Source organism: Streptomyces sp. NPDC001663 (assembly GCF_042893105.1).
Lineage (GTDB): Bacteria > Actinomycetota > Actinomycetes > Streptomycetales > Streptomycetaceae > Streptomyces.
The window spans coordinates 1180516-1199342 of record NZ_JBIAUR010000001.1; the positions used below are offsets into that span (position 1 = coordinate 1180516).

13 protein-coding genes and 2 pseudogenes are annotated in these 18827 nt (G+C 69.7%); 7 read left to right on the forward strand and 8 right to left on the reverse strand.

Translation table 11 applies throughout. The features are described from left to right. Positions 1 to 35: 35 nt before the first annotated feature. Positions 36 to 941, forward strand: coding sequence for an alpha/beta hydrolase (locus tag ACFY1L_RS05655; protein ID WP_388818552.1), 906 nt, complete (start codon positions 36 to 38; stop codon positions 939 to 941). A 379-nt stretch (positions 942 to 1320) separates the two neighbouring features. Here the strand turns inward: ACFY1L_RS05655 and ACFY1L_RS05660 are convergent, their stop codons facing one another. From ACFY1L_RS05660 to ACFY1L_RS05675, 4 genes are all read right to left on the reverse strand, one after another. After that, the gene (locus ACFY1L_RS05660; protein WP_388818555.1) at positions 1321 to 2691 is read right to left on the reverse strand and encodes an MFS transporter; all 1371 of its coding nucleotides are present in this window, start codon (positions 2689 to 2691) and stop codon (positions 1321 to 1323) included. Positions 2692 to 2906: 215 nt separating this feature from the next. Beyond that, positions 2907 to 4301 (reverse strand): nickel/cobalt transporter, encoded by a 1395-nt coding sequence (locus tag ACFY1L_RS05665; RefSeq protein WP_388818558.1) that lies wholly within the window; start codon positions 4299 to 4301, stop codon positions 2907 to 2909. A 3-nt stretch (positions 4302 to 4304) separates the two neighbouring features. Continuing rightward, entirely contained in the window at positions 4305 to 5375 is a 1071-nt protein-coding gene (locus ACFY1L_RS05670; protein ID WP_388818561.1) for a DUF3500 domain-containing protein, read from the reverse strand. A 162-nt stretch (positions 5376 to 5537) separates the two neighbouring features. Further along, complete coding sequence (locus tag ACFY1L_RS05675; RefSeq protein WP_388818563.1) at positions 5538 to 6779, reverse strand: ROK family protein; 1242 nt, start codon at positions 6777 to 6779, stop codon at positions 5538 to 5540. 224 nt (positions 6780 to 7003) lie between these two features. Here ACFY1L_RS05675 and ACFY1L_RS05680 point away from each other — a divergent pair, with 224 nt between their 5' ends. Further along, positions 7004 to 8641, forward strand: a complete 1638-nt coding sequence (locus ACFY1L_RS05680; protein ID WP_388818566.1) for a subtype B tannase — start codon at positions 7004 to 7006, stop codon at positions 8639 to 8641. A gap of 127 nt (positions 8642 to 8768) precedes the next feature. Here ACFY1L_RS05680 and ACFY1L_RS05685 read toward each other — a convergent pair whose 3' ends face one another. Further along, positions 8769 to 9395 carry a TetR/AcrR family transcriptional regulator gene (locus ACFY1L_RS05685; protein WP_388818569.1) on the reverse strand — a complete coding sequence of 209 codons (627 nt, stop codon included), beginning with the start codon at positions 9393 to 9395 and terminating at the stop codon, positions 8769 to 8771. 112 nt (positions 9396 to 9507) lie between these two features. On the opposite strand from ACFY1L_RS05685, the gene ACFY1L_RS05690 reads away from it, so the two are divergent. The 4 genes from ACFY1L_RS05690 (at position 9508) to ACFY1L_RS05705 (ending at position 13872) form a co-directional block, all read left to right on the forward strand. Continuing rightward, positions 9508 to 10506 (forward strand): fumarylacetoacetate hydrolase family protein, encoded by a 999-nt coding sequence (locus ACFY1L_RS05690; RefSeq protein ID WP_388818572.1) that lies wholly within the window; start codon positions 9508 to 9510, stop codon positions 10504 to 10506. Positions 10507 to 10848: 342 nt separating this feature from the next. After that, entirely contained in the window at positions 10849 to 12024 is a 1176-nt protein-coding gene (locus ACFY1L_RS05695) for a DUF3500 domain-containing protein (protein WP_388818575.1), read from the forward strand. After that, complete coding sequence (locus tag ACFY1L_RS05700) at positions 12021 to 13484, forward strand: hypothetical protein (RefSeq protein ID WP_388818578.1); 1464 nt, start codon at positions 12021 to 12023, stop codon at positions 13482 to 13484. Before ACFY1L_RS05695 ends, ACFY1L_RS05700 begins: the two co-directional genes overlap by 4 nt. Positions 13485 to 13719: 235 nt before the next feature. Then, positions 13720 to 13872 (forward strand): hypothetical protein, encoded by a 153-nt coding sequence (locus ACFY1L_RS05705; protein ID WP_388818581.1) that lies wholly within the window; start codon positions 13720 to 13722, stop codon positions 13870 to 13872. Positions 13873 to 13922: 50 nt separating this feature from the next. On the opposite strand, the pseudogene ACFY1L_RS05710 reads toward ACFY1L_RS05705, so the two are convergent. The 3 genes and pseudogenes from ACFY1L_RS05710 to ACFY1L_RS05720 form a co-directional block, all read right to left on the reverse strand. Then, a pseudogene (locus ACFY1L_RS05710) lies at positions 13923 to 14129 on the reverse strand (hypothetical protein); the annotation flags it as partial. Between the two features lie 31 nt (positions 14130 to 14160). Further along, positions 14161 to 14928 (reverse strand): annotated as a pseudogene (locus ACFY1L_RS05715) (IS5 family transposase). Between the two features lie 196 nt (positions 14929 to 15124). Then, positions 15125 to 17290, reverse strand: coding sequence for a glycoside hydrolase family 36 protein (locus tag ACFY1L_RS05720; protein ID WP_388818584.1), 2166 nt, complete (start codon positions 17288 to 17290; stop codon positions 15125 to 15127). Positions 17291 to 17491: 201 nt separating this feature from the next. On the opposite strand from ACFY1L_RS05720, the gene ACFY1L_RS05725 reads away from it, so the two are divergent. After that, on the forward strand, positions 17492 to 18565 hold the full coding sequence (locus tag ACFY1L_RS05725; RefSeq protein WP_388818587.1) for a LacI family DNA-binding transcriptional regulator: 1074 nt from the start codon (positions 17492 to 17494) through the stop codon (positions 18563 to 18565). Positions 18566 to 18827 lie beyond the last annotated feature (262 nt).

The following is an 18827-nucleotide window of genomic DNA, read 5'->3' on the forward strand; positions in this document are numbered from 1 at the left end:
GACTGCAAACGAACGACGAACAACAAGGAGAAGCAATGAGCGACCGGGAGGACATCACCTTCGAGTCGGGCGGTGAGAGGTGTGCGGCCTGGCTTTATCCCGCCAAGAGCCCTTCGAGCCCGATCGTGGTCCTTGGCCACGGCCTCGGCGCGATCCGTGAGATGCGGCTCGACGCGTTCGCCCAGCGCTTCGCCGACGCAGGCTACGCCTGCCTCGTGTTCGACTACCGCAACTTCGGCTCGAGCGGCGGCGAGCCGCGCCAGCTGCTCGACATCAAGCGCCAGCTGGACGACTGGGCGGCCGCGATCGGCTACGCGCGGACCGTGGATGGCGTCGATCCCGAGCGGGTCGTGCTCTGGGGAACCTCGTTCGGCGGAGGCCATGTGATCGTCGCCGGCGCCCGCGATCGGCGCGTCGCCGCGATCATCTCGCAGTGCCCGTTCACGGACGGTCAGGCGTCGGTTCGGGCGGCGAACCCGCTGGGCCTGGCCAAGGCCACCGGGCTCGCGCTTCGCGACGCCGCAGGGGCACTGCTCGGGCGCGGGCCGACGATGGTGGCGACAGTTGGGCCACCGGGCTCGGCCGCGCTGATGGCGACGCCCGACGCCGAGCCCGGCTATCTGGCCATCGCCCCCGACGGGGCACCGTTTCGCAACGAGGTCGCAGCCCGCTTCGCGCTTCACGTCGGGTTCCATCGCCCCGGCAGGCAGGCGGTGAACCTGGGCTGCCCGGCGCTGTTCCAGCTGTGTGAGAGCGACAGCGTCGCGCCAGCGAAGGCGGCGGAGAAGGACGCGCGCAAGGCACCGAAGGGCGAAGTCGTCACCTATCCCTACGGGCACTTCGACATCTACGTCGGAGCGCCGTTCGAGCACGTCGTGGCCGACCAGCTCGCGTTCCTGGGACGCCACGTACCGGTCGCCGACCGGCAGGAGCTCGCCTGACGTTTTCAACTCGCGTTACGCACTCGACGGCCGTGCGGTCGCGATCCCGGGCTCGACCGGTGGGCTGAGCAACGCGCCTGCGCGCGACGTTCGCGCGCGGGGGCCGCCAACGTCTCCCCGCTCGCCTCGACAGCCAGGCGATCGCCCTGCCGTGCGACCGGGATCGGTATGACCGCGGCGCGGCGGCTGGGCGGAGGGGGCGCCGTCCGCGACCTCTCCTCGCTCCAGGACGCGATGGACGGGGCGGACAGTCCCCCGGGTCGGACCCGGGTGACGTTCGTCGCGATGATCCTCTCGCGGGATCCCGGCTCCCGAGCCCGCCCCGTTCTTCGTCGGCCTCGTGGTGCCCGCAGCAACGCACTGATGGCCGGCCGCAAGCTCAGACCGTGCTGCTGGACACGGGCGACTCGGGAGACGCGCCGGCCTTCTCCGAGGCGGCCGCCGTGGGGCTGCGTTCCGTGGACGCGGCGACGGCGAGGGCGCTGAGCACGCCGACACCGATCACGAGCAGCAGGATCAGACCGAGACCGCCGCGCTGCGCGGCCAGCAGCGAGGCGAGGATGACGGGAGCGAAGCCGCCGCCGATCGTCGAGGCGCCCTGGTACCCCAGTGATGCGCCCGTGTAGCGGGAACCGGTGCTGAACTGCTCGCTGAGAAACGCTCCGCACGGGCCGAACATCGGCGCGATGACCAGCCCGTACATGAGCACGAAGCCGAGCATCGTCAACGCGGTGCTGCCTGTGCCGATGAGCCGCAGGAACGGGTAGGTGAAGAGGGCGCCGGCGACCATGCCGAAGATCAGGGTCGCCCTGCGGCCGTACGCGTCGGAGAGGGCTCCCGCCGCGATCTCGGCCGCGACACAGACGACGGCACCGGCGACCTGGATCCCGAGGACGGAGGAGACGTCGAGTCCGTTGTCCCGGGCGTAAGTGAGGCCGAACGAGCCGACGACGCTGTTGAAGGTGAACGGGGCGAGGAGTGCGAAGAAGGCCAGGAGGAGGGACCGGGGGGCGCGGATCACCTCCCACAGCGGGACCTTCGGCGCCTCACCGCTCTCCTTCTGCCGGCGCTGCTCCTCGACGAACAGCGGGGACTCCGAGATCCGCAACCGGGTCCAGAGACCGATGGCCACCAGAACGGCACTCAGCAGGAAGGGGATGCGCCATCCCCAGGCCATGAACTGCTCTTCGGGAAGCAGGGAGAAGAGTCCGAGTACGCCGGCCGCCAGCGCCGTACCGGTCGGCCCGCCGGCGTTCGCGAAGCTCGACGCCAGGCCCCGACGGTGCGTCGGCGCGTGCTCGTAGGCCATGAGTGACGCTCCTCCCCACTCGCCACCGACCGAGATGCCCTGCATCACACGCAGGGTGATCAGCAGGATCGGGGCCAGCATGCCCGCTTGGTTGCTCGTGGGAAGCAGGCCGATGAACGTGGTGGAAGCGCCCATCAATATCAGCGTGACCACGAGGACCGACTTGCGGCCGACCTTGTCGCCGAAGTGTCCGAAGATCAGCGCACCGAGCGGGCGGCTGACGTAGCCGACGGCCAGAGTGCCCAGCGAGGCGATCGTGCCGGCGACCGGGGAGAGGTTGGTGAAGAAGAGCTCGCCGAAGACCAGGCTGGCCGCCGTGACGTAGAGCAGGAAGTCGTAGTACTCGACCATGCTGCCGAGATAGCTGGCCAGGATCACCCGTCGCAGCTCATTGGTATTGGACGGTCCGGGGCGGACCGTCTCGTTCTTCGTGGACCCCATCTTCTCCGTGTGTAAATAACGCACTTCGGTGTGCGTACTGTGCTACATGGATCGTGAGTGGTCGCCGTCACCGTGTCAACGGACGTGCACGGTTGAATTGCCGCCCGCTAACGGGTACGGCCTCCGCGGAAACCTGCAGAAGCGTCAGCCACAGGCCCCATCTGACCTGCGGAAATACCCCTTCCGGGCGGGCGCTCTGCCAAGCAGACGGGGGCTCACTCCACGAGTGCCGTCACGCCGCCCGCGGCGATGGTCAGGCCGAGGGTGGTCACGACGGCGGCGGAGACGACCGGCAGCCACTGAACGAGCGGGCTGTCGCCGGAGCGTCGGAAGCGCTCCACCCTGGTACGGGCGCTCACCAGCACCAGGCCCAGTCCGACGAGGACCCCGGCCAGACCTGCACTGAAGGAGACGATCATGGTCAGGCCGAGTGCCGTGCGGCCCAGACCGATGGCCAGCAGGAGGACACTCAGCGCCTCGGGGCACGGGATGATCCCGCCGGACACACCCATGGTGGCGATGGAGCGGAAGGTGGTGGGCAGGGTGGGCGCGTGGTGATGCGAGGCGTGTTCATCGGCGTGGCCTTGGCTGTGGCTGTGGTCATGGCTGTGGCCGTCTGCGTGCTGCTGGTCGGTGTGCTGCCTCCAGCGACGCCGCAGCAGTCGTGCCCCGAGGATCAGCACTACGGTCCCGCTGACGACTTCCAGCACCGGCACCAATACCTCCGGCACCACGAAGTGCCCCGCGAGAAGTACCGCCGTACCGAGTGCGATCACGGAGGCCGTGTGCGTGAAGGTGATGACCGCTCCGAGGATCACCGCCTGCTTCGGCGTGCTGTGGGCGCCGACCAGATAGGAGGCGAGGAGGGTCTTGCCGTGGCCGGGAGTCAGGGCATGGAAGGCGCCGAGCAGGGCGCAGGTGCCGAGCAGGGCGAGCAGGGTCCAGGGGGACGACTGGGGCGAGCGAAGGGCGCTGAGCATGGCGCCCCCGCCGGAGTCCGCCGCCGTCTGTACCGATGCCTTGTCCGGACTCCCCGGGCTCGGTGACCCGGCGAGCCCGGGGAGTGTCATCGTGATCGTGCGTCCCCCGTCCCCGCGTTCGATGCCCGCTGGGTGCACCGGATGGTGGGCCGCGACCAGCACGTCTTCCTGCACGGTCGTGCGGGCGCCGGGGTCGTACGCGTTGGTGAAGGTGACGGCGCGGGCGCCGGCCGGAAGATCGGCCACCGCCTCGACGCTCACCGCGCCCCCGGCCGCCGCCAGCAGTTCGTACGGCGGATACGTACTCCCCGTCACCTTCAGCGCGACGGCCCGCCCGTCCACGTGGACCTCGAGTGCCGAGGTGACGCGCCGCATGTGTGCGGCCGTCTCGGCGGAGCCGAACTCCCCGTTCCCGTCGGTGTCGACGGTCCGGGCGAAGGCGGGGGCCACCAACACGCCGGGTGTGAGGTCGAGTTGCACCTCCAGGCGCGACGCGGTCGGCGTCAGGTAAGCCTGTTGCAGCACTTCGTCGGTCGGGTGGGCCGCGGCGGGCGCGGCGGCGAGGCCCGACCCGGCGGCGGCCAGCACGAGGGCTGCCGTCCACCGGGCCAGGCGGCGTGCGAGGGTCACCGGTCAGTCCTCGGCGCCGTAGTCGTTGCCGTTCTCGCGGTAGATGGAGTGGATGTGGGTGATGCCGCCCGCGTTGGCGCCCGAGCCCTGCTGGTGGGCGAACTCGATGGTGAAGTCGGGGCTCTGGACGCGGTAGTAGACCGGCTGGTTGGCGGCCGTCGACCCGGACCAGGCGAAGTAGGTCTGGTCGAGGCCGGCTTGTGCGTCTGCCAGTTTCGCCGCGGCCTGTTCGGTGTTGAGCGGCGTGATCCACTCGTTGATGAGGTTGAGCAGCAGTGTCTTCTGGGCGCTGGTGAAGGTGGACGCCTGGACGCCGTCGTAGGCGAGGGTCTTTCCGTCCTGGCCGGCACCGAGGACGATCTCCTTCACCGGCGTGTCCAGGATGGCGGCGGCCAACTGTGTGGAGTTGAGCGACTGAAGGACCGTGTACGCCTTGTCGGTCTCACCCACCAGCGGTTCGACGGTCGCACCGGACTTCGTGTAGTACGCCGGCTGTGCTCCCCACAGGGTGGGGCCCAGCGTCATGGTGTCGCCGGACAGGGTGATGTTGACGGCGAGGTGGTGGCCGCCGTACTGGATGGTCCACTTGCCGGTCGCGGACGGGGTGCCCAGGATGCGGATCCAGTAGTGGTCCGCGCCGAAGTCGAGGTCGATGCCGCCCTGTGCCTTCAGGACGCCGTCGCCGTAGGTGATGCCGGTGACCTGTTCGAAGCCCGCCGGGCTGAGCGCGGCCGCCAGGATGTTCAGTACGGCGGTCTGCTGGGCGGAGGTCAGCGAGTCCATCCGCAGGCCCGCGCGCGTGTACAGGGCGTCGGGCAGGTTCGACCACTTCGACAGGTTGGCCTGGGTGCGGGTCGCCTGGACGGCCGTCTTCTGCGACGAACTCAGGGTGCCCAGGAAGGTGTTGACCGCGGTGAGGACCTGTGAGGCCGCCGCGGCGGCGGCCTCCGTGCTGTACGTGCCGGTCGTCGGCGCGGCGGCGGACGGCGCGGCGGCGCCGGAGGTGCAGGTCACGACCAGGGCCGTGGCTGCGACGGCCGTGGCGAGGCGGTACTCGATATGACGCAGTGACAACGTGGTCTCCAATGTGGGGGACGGCGTGGGCGCGCACGACCACGCCGCATTTGAGGCGGGCATGTCAACAGCGGCAGTGCGAGTATGCCAGATATTTCGTCAACAATTCTGTCAATCAATGCATTGGCCAATAACCAGCGGCCGGTGGTCAGTGGCCGACAGTCACAGGCAGTGCACAGCCGCGGCCGGCACGGCGCCACCTCCGGTCGGCACGGTGGTCGGATCGTCAAAGATCCGGTCTCGGCCCACCTGGACGGCCCCGTGGAGCGTGGCATCGGCCCCGAGGACGCCGACGGAAACATCAAACCCCACGGCCGACATGGCGGTACGGCGCCCGGTGAGCCGGGCGTCGATACCCGGAGCCAGCCAGGGCGCCCAGTCCGCGAGGTAACCGCCGAGGATGGCCGCGCCGGCGTCGGCCGCGCTGGCGACGGCCAGCATCGCGGCGCCCAGGGCGTGTCCGGCATCGTGGAGGGCCGCAACCGGGCGCGGCTCCCCGGACCGGAGCCGGCGGTCCAGTTCGGCACGGACGGCAGCGGCGTCCTGACCTGGGGTGAATCCACCCAGCCCGGCAGCGGTGGTCAGGGCTCCGAGGCCGAGGTAGGTCACCAGGCAGCCGCTTGAGCCGCACTTGCAGGGGGGTCCGTCGAGGGACACCGGGATGTGTCCTATCTCGCCGGCCATGCCGTGGCTGCCGGCATGGATGCGGCCCCCGATCAGCAGGCCGCCGCCGACTCCGACGTCGGCCCTGACGTAGGCGACGGTGTCGGGGTGGGCGGATCCCGTGGCGGCCAGGGCGTGGTACTCAGCCAGCGCTGCCATGTTGGCGTCGTTTACCACCTCGACCGGGCACTGGAGGTCGGGCAGGCGTCCGGTGACGAGGGCCGCCAGGTCCGTCGTGCCCCAGCCGAAGGGGATGGCGGCGGCGACCAAGCCCCCGACCACCGGCCCGGGCACGGCGATCACCACCCGGCCCAGGTGCACGCCGTCGGCCTGGGCGATGGCGCGTGCGACGACCTGGGCGATCGCCTCGGCCACCAGTTCGGGCTCGCCGGGAGGAGCCTGATGCGAGGCCCGTTCGGTGAGGACGGCCGAGCCCGCGAGGTCCGCGACCCTCAGCCGGATGTCCCACCGGTTCACCTGAACGGCCACCGTCCACACCCGCTCGGGAACGAGCCGCAGCAGACGGCGCGGGCGCCCCCGGCCGGCCGAGACCGCGGCGCCGGCCTCCTCCACCAGCCGCCGCTCGACGAGATCCGCGACCAGCGCCGTCACCGAGGCGTGTACCAGTCCGGTGGCGGCGGCGATCTCGGTGCGCGCACAGGGACCGTGCGCCTCGATGTGCCGGAGCACGAGGGACAGATTGGCGCGGCGCACGTCGGCGGAGTCGGCAGGGCGGTTCACGTAGCGATTGTCCCTGGTCTGCTCTGGTACGGTGGAACAAAATTTTTCAGGCTCTGAAAAATATACTCGCCGGACCGGTCCACACCTCGGCCCACCTGGGAATTTCCTGTGGGAACCATGGCAAAGCTGAGCATTTCCTGTAAAGTCAGAGAAATTGTTGACGATCTTCCCGAGGCGTCATTAGGTTCCTGAATGCCAACACAACGGGCAGAAGAAACCGCGTGATGAGGAGAGAGACCGTGCAGCACAGGGCAATCAAGCGAAGGAACGTCGTCATCGGGATCGGCGCGACCGCCGGTGTCGCGGCAGTCGGCGGCATCGCGATGACGGCGCAGGCGTCGGACGAGAAGAAGGACTCCACGACGTCCTCGGACGCCCTGGTCTTCGACAAGGACGACTACACGGAGCTGACGGAGACGATCGCCGACGCTGCCGGCACCGACCACTCGGTGACGTACCACTTCTACAAGCCCCGCAACTACGTCACCAACCCGAGCGACTCCGACCACCAGAGCCTGGTGGTCAGCGTCCCCGTCAAGATCGACGGCAAGGCGGTCGACGCTTCCAAGGCGCCGATCGTCCTGGCGAACGCGGTGGGCGCCTACATGCCGTCGAGCGTCGCGACGGCCACCGGCGTGGGCCAGGCCGCGCTGGAGATGGGCTCCATCGGCGGCGGGAGCGGCGGAGCGCCCTCCGGAATGCCCAGCGGAATGCCGTCAGGCGGCCCGGGCGCGGGCGGCACGGGGGCCATCAATGGCATGGTCAATCTCGCAAAGCTGGCCCTGGTGGCGGGTTACGTCGCCGTGGAGCCCGGCACGCGGGGCCGCAGCCTCACCGACTCGGACGGCACCTACTACGGCACGGCCCCGGCGGTCATCGTCGACTTGAAGGCCGCCGTGCGGTACGTGAAGTTCAACAAGGGCCGCATCCCGGGCAACACCGACCGGATAGTCTCCACCGGAACGAGCGCCGGCGGCGCCGTCTCCGCCCTGCTGGGCGCGTCCGGCGACAGCAAGATCTACGCCAAGTACCTCAAGGAAGCGGGCGCCGCCGACGCCTCCGACGCGATCTTCGCGACCGGCGCCTGGTGCCCGATCACCGACCTGGAGCACGCCGACGGCGCCTACGAGTGGAACTGGGGCACCAACGTCACCCAGTCCACCGGCAAGGTCGTCGACCAGACCGTGTCGAAGGAACTCCAGTCGCAGTTCGCCGAGTACCAGGCGTCCCTCAAGCTGCGCGGCCTGAACGGCTACGGCGCCCTGACGGCCCGCAACTACGACGACTACCTGCTCACGACCTACCTCCAGGCGTCCGCGACCAAGTACCTCACCGACTTGTCGGACTCCGAGCGCGAGACCTACCTGGCCAAGAACACCTTCATCACCTGGTCCGGCGGCAAGGCGACCTTCACCTGGGAGGACTACCTCACCCACGTCGGCGCCCGGAAGAAGACCACCCCGGCCTTCGACGCCTTCGACCTGTCCGCGGGCGAGAACAACGAGTTCGGCACCGGCACGACCGAGTCCCGCCACTTCACCGCGTACAGCGCCAAGAACGACAGCACGGGTCTCAGCACCAAGCGGGTCGCGAGCGACATCCCCGACCTGCTGAACCTGATGAACCCGATGTACCACCTGCTCGAGAAGCGCAACCAGAACCGCTCGAAGCACTGGTGGATCCGCCTGGGCACCAGCGACACCGACACCTCGCACGTCATCGCCGCCAACCTCGCCGCCGCTGTGGACAACCTCGGCGACGACGTCAACCACTCGTACTACTGGGACCAGGGCCACGCCACCAACGTCGACCCCGGCGACTTCATCACGTGGGTCGCCAAGGTCACCGGCCACAAGAAGTAGCCCGTCAGGAGCAGCCGTCCATCTCTTAGGACGCCCCCACGACGGCGCGGCGGCGGCTTGGAAGGTGAGGCCCCACCGCTCTTCCACAGCTGTGGGGCCTCGACGTGCGCGACGCGGACGGTCCGCCTCAGGGGCGGTTGAGGTCCTCGTACACGGTGAGCAAGCCGCGCACCGCGCCGCCGACAGCAGCGACGTACATCCGCAGGACGTGGTCGAGGTCCTCATCGGGGTGGGCCAGCCACCAGTGGCCGAGCTGCTCGCCGATACCCGAAATGACGTGGGCGGCCGCCAGGAGGCTTGGCCGATCGAGCCCCACGGCATGGGGCGAGGCGACGTCGGCGATGCGCTCGACGGTGTGCCGGCGGAGCTTGATCAGCTGTTCGGCCATGTCGCCGCCGAGACCGGAGGAGGAGGTGAACAGCAGCGCCCACCGCCGCGGGTTATTGGCGACGAGCTCGAGGAAGACGCGCCCTCCGGCGGTGATCAACTCGTCCATGTCGCCGCCGGCCGTCGAGATCGCCGTGGCAAGGGTGTCCTCGAACTCCTGCCGGGCTCGTCGCACACACGCCACGAAAATGCCCTCTTGTGATCCGTGGTGTTGATACACGACCGGGCGGCTGACGCCGGCGGCACGGGCGATGTCCTCGACGGAGACGCCTTCGTAGCCGCGCTCGGTGAACAGATTCTCGGCGACGTCGAGCAGCTGCTGTTCCCGCTGCTTGCCGGTGAGACGTCGGCGTGCTGCGACGGCCACGTGTCCTCCGAATGCTTCTGTGCCTGGCGGGCTCATTGACAATTCAACTTACGAAACGTAACTTACGAGCCGCAAGTTACACATCGTAACTTGGCTGCACTGGGAGTCTCGCATGAAACTGGGCATCGACCGGGGGTCGCTGGTCGCGTGGGACCCCGACGGCGAGGAGTGGGTCGTTGTCGGCGAACCGTGGAATCACGACCTGCCGGCCTTCTTGGCCGACGGTGAAGAAGCGGTGCGGAAGGCCGAGCGCACGTTCACCAATCCGGAGCGAGTCTCGGGCCGGGCGCCGAGCGGGCTCCCGTTCACGCCGGCTTCGCTGCGCGCGTTCGCCCTGTGGGAGTCCCACATGATCAATGGGGCGAAGGGCATGGTCGCCGCGTTCGGCTCCCCGGGCGTCCGTCGACTGGTGCGGGGCTTCGAAGCGGTGACCGGTCGCGTTCCGCCCCCCTTGAGGCCCAGGGCCAACTACTACAGAGAACCGCAGTTCTACATGGGCAATCACCGCTCGGTGCTGCCGGACGAAGCCGAGGTGGCGTGGCCGTCGTTCGCCCAGGTCCTCGACTTCGAGCTGGAGTTGGGCGTCGTCATCGCCCGCGAGGCCAGGGACTGTACGCCGGCCGAGGGACTGGCGGCCATCGGTGGCTTCGTCGTCATGAACGACTGGACTGCCCGCGACCTCCAGTGGGACGACACCCGGCGCGGCACGTTCGGCGGCGTGGTGAAGGCCAAGACGTTCGCCGGCGCCATGTCGGCGGTTGTGGTGACGGCCGACGAGGTACTGCCTCGGTGGCGCGAGCTGACCGGCCGAGTGCTGGTCAACGGGGAGGTGTGGGCGCAGAGCAGCACCGCCTCACCTCTGCATGACCTGGGGGCAGCCGTCGCCTATGCCGCACGCGGCGAGTCCGTCGGCCCCGGCGAGGTCCTGTCCAGCGGCACCCTGCCGGGCTGCTGTGGGCTGGAGATGCGCCGCTTCCCCCGCCCTGGCGACGAAGTTCGCCTCGAGCTCGAGTTGGGAGCCGGGAAGCCGGTCACGGTGACCAACACCCTCGGCGCGCGCCCGCGCCGTGCCACACAGGCTCGGCACACAGAGGTGGCACGTCGGAAATGATTCCCCCAGAGGGCCCACATCGACAGACCCTGTTGGCCTTCGCCACTACAGGCGGCCTGAGCAGCACCACATCACACCGCACCGGCGCCACCGCCGACGGCTTACCGAACTGGCCCACCAGCTCGTCAAGTTAAGCGCCGACGGCCGAGGGCGGGCAACGGTCGCACCACTCGTGATTGTTAACACACCGGCTAGCGTCGCCGCTACGTGACCTTGGTCGGCGTCCGGGACCCCGGACCGGCCGGACGGGTTCCGGCCGCATGGGCACGCGTCCGGCGTGACGTCCCTTTCCCCGTTTCTGTGCCGCTGTGCGCGGCATGCCCTCACTATTGGAGAACGGCCTTGTCCTTGCGTCACCTTCCTCATGTCCGCTCCGGCGCCGCGCATAAGGCCCGCCTCGCCGCGAGTATCGCGGCCGTGCTCGTGTTCGGGACGGCATGCTCGTCCTCCGGCACCGACTCTCAGAGCGCGACGGGGTCGGCCGGCTCCAGTGCGTCGTCTGCCACCACCCCGTCCGACTCCACCTCGTCCGACTCCACCTCGCCGGGCGACGCGAATTACGACGCGACGACGAGCGGCAAAGCGTCAGCGGCGGTCCTGTCGGCGACCAAGGCGTTCCTCACCACGTTGAGCTCGGCGCAGAAGACGTCGGTCGCGGGTGAGTGGACCCAGGCCAACCTGTCCCAGTGGTCGAATTTGCCCGACCAGCTGTTCCAGCGTGCGGGTCTGCGGATGGACACCCTCAGCTCGGCCCAGCAGGCCGCGGTGCTGAAGATCCTCAAGGCTGCGCTCAGTGAAGAGGGGTACGAACAGGTCACCCGGATCACCTACGGCGACGGCGTTCTGAAGGACCAGGGTGGCATTGACCTGGACTTCGGAGCCGACCACTACCACGTCCGGATCCTGGGGACGCCGTCCGCCACCGGCAAGTGGACGCTTCAGTACGGCGGCCATCATCTGGCCGTCAACGTCACCATGGCCGGAAAGCAGATGACGCTGGCGCCCACCTTCTGGGGCGCGCAGCCGGCGTCGTACACCAAGGGCAGCAGCGAGACCGAGCCCCTGAGCGGGGAAACCAAGAAGGCATTCGCCCTGGTCGACTCCCTGGACGCGACGCAGCTCAAGGCAGCTGTTCTGCCCACGGCCGTCACGGAGATCGTGCTGGGCGCGGGACAGGACGGAAAGACCCTGGCCGCAGAGGGCGTCAAGGCGTCCACCTTCACGGCCGAGCAGAAGACCCTGCTGCTCGACCTGGTCGACGAATGGATCACTCCGCTGAACGAGGAGCAGGCCGCCGCGAAGCTGGCGGCGGTGAAGAAGAACCTGGCCGACACCACTTTCGCCTGGTACGGGTCGACCGAGATCGGAAACCCGATCTACTACCGGGTGCAGGGCCCGACCTTCACCATCGAGTTCGCCCACCAGCAGGGACAGGGCGCCAACGCGGGCGGCATCACCCACATCCACTCCATCTACCGCGAGCCCGGCAACGACTACGGCGCGGGACTGACTTCGTGAGGTGCATACGGCAACTGGCCCGGTGGGCGGCAGCACTCACGCTGTCGGCCACCGGGCTGGCCCTTCTGGCGTCGCCCGCGCAGGCGCACCCCACCGACGAGACCGTTCAGCAGGCGTATCTGACGCCCACCACCTCGGGCCTCTCGGTACAGCTCGACCTCACACCGGGCGTGCTGGTGGCGCCCGCCTTCGCCCGGGCCGTGGACACGAACGGCGACCGACAGCTCAGCGCCGACGAGAAGACCGCACAGGTCGAACTGGTGGCGTCGGCTCTGCGGCTGCGCGTGAACGGCCGAACCGTTCCCCTCACGGTGACCGGGAGCGCCTATCCGGCCTACGAGCTGCTGGCCGCCGCCGGCGGCACCGTGACCGTCGAGCTCGCGGCCGTGCTGCCGGAGGGCAGCCGAGACGTTGTCTTCACCGACGAGTACGCCCCTCCAGGACGGACCACGGTCCAGATGGACGTCCTGGTCGCCGACGCGGATCCCGCGAGGCTGGGCGGCATCACGCACGCGGACGGGGGACGTGAGATCACCCTCGCGCTCGAACAGGCAGCCACGCCGACCGGCCGTCCGACACCTGCCCGCTCCGCCCCCACCAGTGTGGAGACGTCCAACGGCGCGACCATGCTCCGCGCGCTGCGCACGCCGCTGTCCTCCCCCTGGGCCCTCCTCGCCCTGGTCGGCACCTGCGCCCTGCTCGGCGCGTTGCACGCTCTCACCCCCGGCCACGGCAAGGCGCTCCTCGCCTCATACCTGGTCGGTGCCCGCAGCACGCCCCGCCAGGCCGTCAGCCTCGGCGCCGTCATCACCGTCACGCACACGGCCGCCGTCGTGGCGATCGGCGTCGTGGCGCTGGCCGCGGGCCACTACGTCGTCCCAGGCGTCCTCGTCCCCGCCCTGGAGGTCGTCTCGGGCATCGCCATGCTCGTCGTGGGAGTACGGCTCCTCATCCGCCGTTGGCGACAGCGCTACAACCCCCACCACGACCATCACCATCACCATCACCATCATCAGGGACACCACCACGCACACGACGATCACGCCCAAGCCGATCACACCACTCCCGCCGCTGGCGCCCCCGGCAGAACGCTCGTCGCCACTGTGGTCGAGCATCGGCACGAGACACCGGTCATGCCCACCACCTTCCGCGGAATCGCCACCATGGGTGTCTCCGGCGGCATCATCCCCTGCCCCGAAGCGCTGAGTGTCCTGCTCCTCGCCGTCGCCCTCCACCGCCCCGTCCTGGGCCTGGCCATGGTCGTCGCCTTCAGCATCGGCCTGGCAGCGGTCCTCGTCGGTCTCGGGCTCATCCTGGTCAGCGTCGGCTCGACACTCGACAGGTTCCGGCGTCCGGGCATCAGCCCACTCGTCGCCCGCCTGCCCCTCGTCTCCGCCGCTGTCGTGACCGTCCTCGCCCTGACCATGACCGTCAACGGATTGACCGCACTCGCCGGCTGAACCGCCGGCCGCCGTCGCCGGCAACGGGAAGAGGGCCGACGCCGACAGGTCCACGAGTCCGTGGCCCGCGCCCGCCCGTAGCCGCCGACGCGGGAGCTCGTACCGATCAGAACGGCCTGGGCGGGATCGACGCCCCCACGGCGGAAACGCCGGGTCCCACGCGCTGCTGTCGCCGTTGTGCGGCGAGACGGACGGGAGCGTTGGCCGCGTCGTAGCCGCCGTAGCCGCCGGTGCGTTGGACGACTTCGAAGAAGACGCGGCCGACGGTGGCCGTGTGGAAGTGGCGGAACTCGCCGCCGTCTTCGTCGCGGTCGTTGAGGACGCCGAGTTCCGGTACGTGTCCAGCTCGTCGGGGGCGAAGTCGTGGCGGGCGTCGAGGTCGTCGTAATAGTTGGCGGGAATCCTCAATGTCTCCGTGCCGGCGGCGCGGACGCGGCGGGCGGCAGCGGTGATGTCGTCGGTGGTGAGGGCGATGTGCTGCGTCCCGGTCCGGATGTCGGTGGCCGGACTGGGGGCCAGGTTGAGGGCGAACCGGAGAAGGGGTGCGTTGTCCGGGCCGTCCGTGCTTCCGGAGAGGGCGCGGCTGCGGAAGAGCCCGTAGGGGTCGGCCAGGTCGATACTCGCGTGCGGGTGCAGGCCCAGCACCGTGCGGTGGAACAGGACCGCTTGAGTTGAGTTATCGGTGGGTGATGAGGCAGCAGGCCAGCTTGAGGAATGCTTCGTGGATGTCGGCTCGCCGTTCCCAGCGGATCCGCAGACGTCGGAAGCCGTGCAGCCGGGCGAGACTTCGCTCCACGACCCAGCGGTAGGTACCTAGTCCTGTGCCGTGCCGGATGCCGCGGCGGGCGATGCCGCAGGCGCGGACCTGGTCGCGGTAGATGTCGTGGTCGTAGCCTCGGTCGGCGAACAGCGAATCCGGCTTGCGGCGGGGACGTCCGACCCGGCCACGGACCGGCGGGATCGCGTCGAGCAGCGGCGGCAGCCCCGTGACTCACCATTAGATGGTGTTTCGAGCAGGCCCGGCCCCGGTCGACCGGCGAGGGGCCCGTGTCGATCCCCCCTTTAACTCCCTGACGTGGGAGGAGTCGACCACGCACCTCGACCAGTCCAACCGCGAGGCCGCGTTCAGCTCGGCCGGCAGGCCCTCGTGCAGCCGCTGCCACACGCCGGCCTCGTTCCAGTCCCGCAGCCGCCGCCAGCACGTCATGCCCGAGCCGAAACCGAGCTCCTGCGGCATGTACTCCCACTTGATCCCGGTATGCAGCACATACAAGATCCCGCACAGCACCCCCCGGTCCGGCATCGGCTTGCGGCCGGGATACCGGAACCTGCGCTCACGCTGCGGTAACAGCGGTTCCAGGCGATCCCACAGCTCATCCGACACGATCCAGGGCGACGTCCCCACACCAGACCGAGCGCCTAACTCCCGCGCCAGCCACGGCAGCCAGGACCGATCCACCACTTTGTGTCAGCCGTTGTTACTGCTCCGTACTACCATGGCCGCGGGACGGCCTTCGTCCTACTGCCCAGACCGACTGCGGACTTCGGGGCTCATGACAGGCGTGGACCCGGATGCGGCAGCGAGAACGTGCTGGCTGCCGCGGCGACGGTCGGGGGGAGCGACGGCCGGCCCCTTGGTCCTACAGGTCCGGTACCGGAGACTCCGAGCCGAGGTGAAGGAGAACGGCGGTGTTCGGGCGAGGCAGGCGGACGGTGAGCTGTCCGGCGGCGGCATCCCAGGCCGCGGTGGCGTCGGCGGTGGCGGGGTAGAGCACCGTGGGACGAAGGCCGGTGCCGCGCAGGTGGGGGATCGTGAGCGTGCGGGTGGTGTCGTCGGATCTGCGCTGGTCCAGTGGACGCGGAACTTCCGCTCGCTCGTCGGCGGCCGGCTCGCGTCGCCACAGTGCGAGCCAGCTGGCGGCCTGGCCGCGCAGGCCGGAGGCGATCCAGGTGTCCTCCCACGAGGGAAGCCCGAGCGGCCAGAAGGGTAGGCTCTCGGGGATCTCCGCGCGGATGGCCTTGTAGGCGGAGATGCCGGAGCGGACAAGTGAGAACTGCTCCGGGTTCATGCGGTCGAGGAACCCGGAGAGGTGGATACGGTTCGGCAGCGCGCCGACGAGGGTGAAGGCGATCTCGTCGGGGCTGAACTGCGGCTGGGGGTACGCCCATACGGCGGCCTGCTCGGGGGTGGCCGCAGTGGCGGCCGCCGCCGCGATGGGCGGATAGCGCAGGGGGTCCTGCTGGTCGCTGGTGGACTGCAACTGGACGACCGCGAGTTGCGCGTAGTCCATGCGCAGTCCGCCCGACGCGCAGTTCTCCAGGATGAGGCCGGGGTGCCGGTCGAGGAGGGTGGAGAGCCAGTCGAGGTGGGCGCGGTGGTGTCCGAGCAGGCCGGCGCCCGCGCTCTCGGTGCCGTTCTCCGTGCCGGGGCCGATGTTGATGTTGTAGTCGAACTTGATGTATCCCACCCCCCACTCGCCCACGATCCGGTCGACGACCCGGTCGAGGTGGGCGCGGGCGGCGGGGTGGCGCAGGTCCAGGTGGTGGCGGCCGTGCTCGGTGACGCGGACGCCGCCCCGGCGGAAGAACGCCTCCGCCGGCAGGCTGCGAGCCAACGGGCTGCGTACGCCGATCACTTCCGGCTCCAGCCACAGTCCCGGGGTCATCCCGTGGTTCCTGATGGCGTCCAGGACCTGCTGGATGCCGCCGGGAAAGCGGCTGTCGGCGGCCTCCCAGGCACCGACGGCGTCCCACCAGCCCTGGGCATCGTCGTCGTACCAGCCGGCGTCGATGACGAAGACCTCGGCACCGGCGGCCCCCGCCGCCGCGATGAGCGGCAGCAGCTTGTCGGTGGTGGGGTCGCCCATCAGGGTGTTCATGTAGTCGTTGTAGATCACCGGGAGTGCCGTGTGGTCCGGGTGGCTACGGCGCATACGGCGGCGGTAGGTGGTGAGTTCGCCGAACGCGGCGTCCAGGCCGCCGGCCTCGGTCCCGACGAGGACGGCCGGGACGGTGGTGAACTCCTCGCCCGGTGCGAGGGTCTGGTGCCACTGGTGGTGGGCGTCGTCGGGACCGAAGAGGGCGAGGTAGGCGGCGCCTTCACGTTCGCCGGTCTCGTAGCGCCAGCCCGCGCTGGACTCGATCTGCCAGAGCCAGGCGCGGCCCGCCCGGTCGGTGAGCGCGGCCATCGGCAGATGCCGCCCCGTGGACCAGCTTCCCTGCGAGAACCGCTCGAAGCAGCCGCGTCCTTCGTGGCCGTGGGCGGACCGGCTCAGCGGGACGACGTGGTCGCGGAAGGGAGCCTGCCGCCAACGGCACTCGGCAAGCCAGTCGTTGTCCGCCCAGTGGAGGGTCAGGCCGTCGAGCGCGCCCTGGCCGTCCAGGATGCCGCCGAGCGTCAGCGTCGACACACCCTCCAGCCGCAGGGGGGTGGTCCCCTCGTTGACCAGGCGCACCTGCGAGCGGAGGAAGCGCGCGCCAGGGCAGGTCCACAGCGCGATGTCGGCGGCCAGGCCGGTCACAGGGTCCGCCAGCCGGATGGTCGTGCGCTGCCGGTCGCCGTCCGCGGCCGTCTCGTGGCTCCGGTAGGCCAGGCGGCCGCCGATCGCGCTGTCGATGAAACGTTCCCCCGACCAGGTGCGACCGTGACCGGTGGCGGTGACCTCGACCAAGGGGAGCAGGGAGTCCCAGTCCTGACCCGGCGCTCCCAGCCTGACCGAACCGGTGGAATCCGCGACGGCGTGCAGCCCGAGGACGTCGTGGGACCAGAGAAGAGACTTCTCAGCTGCTTCGACAGCGGTAATCAACGCGGTATCCCTTCTACGGGGGTGCGATCTCTCGCAGATCTTTCGCGGGCGTCCGCTCTTTCGCGGGTGTTCCGCGGGTCTCACGTCGGCATTCGTCCGATGCCGCACCCCACAGCGCATTGCGTGTCCCTGCTATAAATGCCGGACGACGCCAACTCCCGTCTCTTGACGGGCAGTGTTGTGACCGCTCACAATCCTTACATGGATGTGATCGGTCACACAAGCCCCGGTGGTGAGCCAGGCCCTGAACAGGGACCACGCAAGGCCGCCAGCATTCGAGACGTCGCTCAGGCGGCGGGAGTCTCCTACCAGACCGTCTCGAGGGTCATCAACGGGCACCCGAACGTCCGCAACGAGACGCGCAAGCGGGTCCAGGCGGCCATAGAGACGCTGGGATTCCGGCGCAACGCCACCGCGTTCGCCCTGGCCAGCGGCGTGACCCGGTCCGTCACCGTCCTGACGTCCAACACCACCCTCTACGGCTACGCCACCACCCTGCAGGGTCTGGAGGAAGCGGCCCGCGCCGCGGGCTACTCCCTGGGCGTGAAGGTGCTCACGCCCGATGACGACCTCGACCGCGCGGTCTCCTCGGCCGTAGCCGGAGGCGGCGGTCTGATGGTCATCGGCTTCGACCAGCTGGCCGCTTCGGCACTGAGCCGTATCCCGGCGGACGTGCCGTGTGCCGCAGTCGTCGAAGCGCCCCCACACGGCCGGACCCCTCCCCGGCCGGCCGTGTGGGCCGATGACCGCGAGGCGGCCCGCGCCGCCACGGAGTACCTGCTTCAGCTCGGACACCGGACCGTCCACTACGTCGCGATCCCCACGTCGGTGGGCACCCGGCGCTCGGAGGGCCCACGTTCTCAAGGCTGGCGCGAGGCCCTGAAGGCGGCCGGCATCACCCCGCCCAAACCGCACGGCGGGAAGGGCTGGGGCGCGCAGGCCGGCTACGAGGAGGGCCGAAGGCTCGCCGCCGCCCCGGACGTCACCGCGATCCTGTGCGGCAACGACGACCTCGCGCTGGGCGTGCTGCGCGCCCTGCACCACGCCGGACGGTCGGTCCCGGAAGACGTCAGCGTCATCGGTTTCGACGACGCCCCGCACGCGGAATTCCTCACGCCGGCACTGAGCACGGTCCGCATGGACTTCCAGGGCCTGGGCCGCGATGCCTTCGGTCTCCTGCGCAGCCAGTTGGAGAGCGGCTTCCAGCCTCTCGCTCCGACCTTCGCCGGCACGGACCTGATCATCCGCGAAAGCTCAGCGGGCGCCGCCGTGTGAACCCGGTGGTGCGTCGCCCACCTGACGAGGTGTTTCGGCCTTCCCCCGGGACCGCCGCAGGCTGCGGGAGCGGTTGCATCCCCGCCCGGAACACCGCGTGGGCCGCCACTCGACGGACTGGAACGGATGAAGTCCACCCCTGTGTCCCGGGGGCTCTCGAACGGCTCCCAGCCGGACATGCCACCGCCGTGAAGTCGGTGGGCCCCGTAAACGGCCCCTGCCCCACCCCTGGAACCCATGGGTGGGGCAGGACGCAAACGGG

Coding starts and splice junctions, on each gene's coding strand:
- ACFY1L_RS05655 (WP_388818552.1), top strand. CDS start 36: ATGAGCGACCGGGAGGACATCACCTTCGAGTCGGGCGGTGAGAGGTGT.
- ACFY1L_RS05660 (WP_388818555.1), bottom strand. CDS start 2,691: ATGGGGTCCACGAAGAACGAGACGGTCCGCCCCGGACCGTCCAATACC.
- ACFY1L_RS05680 (WP_388818566.1), top strand. CDS start 7,004: ATGAGGAGAGAGACCGTGCAGCACAGGGCAATCAAGCGAAGGAACGTC.
- ACFY1L_RS05690 (WP_388818572.1), top strand. CDS start 9,508: ATGAAACTGGGCATCGACCGGGGGTCGCTGGTCGCGTGGGACCCCGAC.
- ACFY1L_RS05725 (WP_388818587.1), top strand. CDS start 17,492: ATGGATGTGATCGGTCACACAAGCCCCGGTGGTGAGCCAGGCCCTGAA.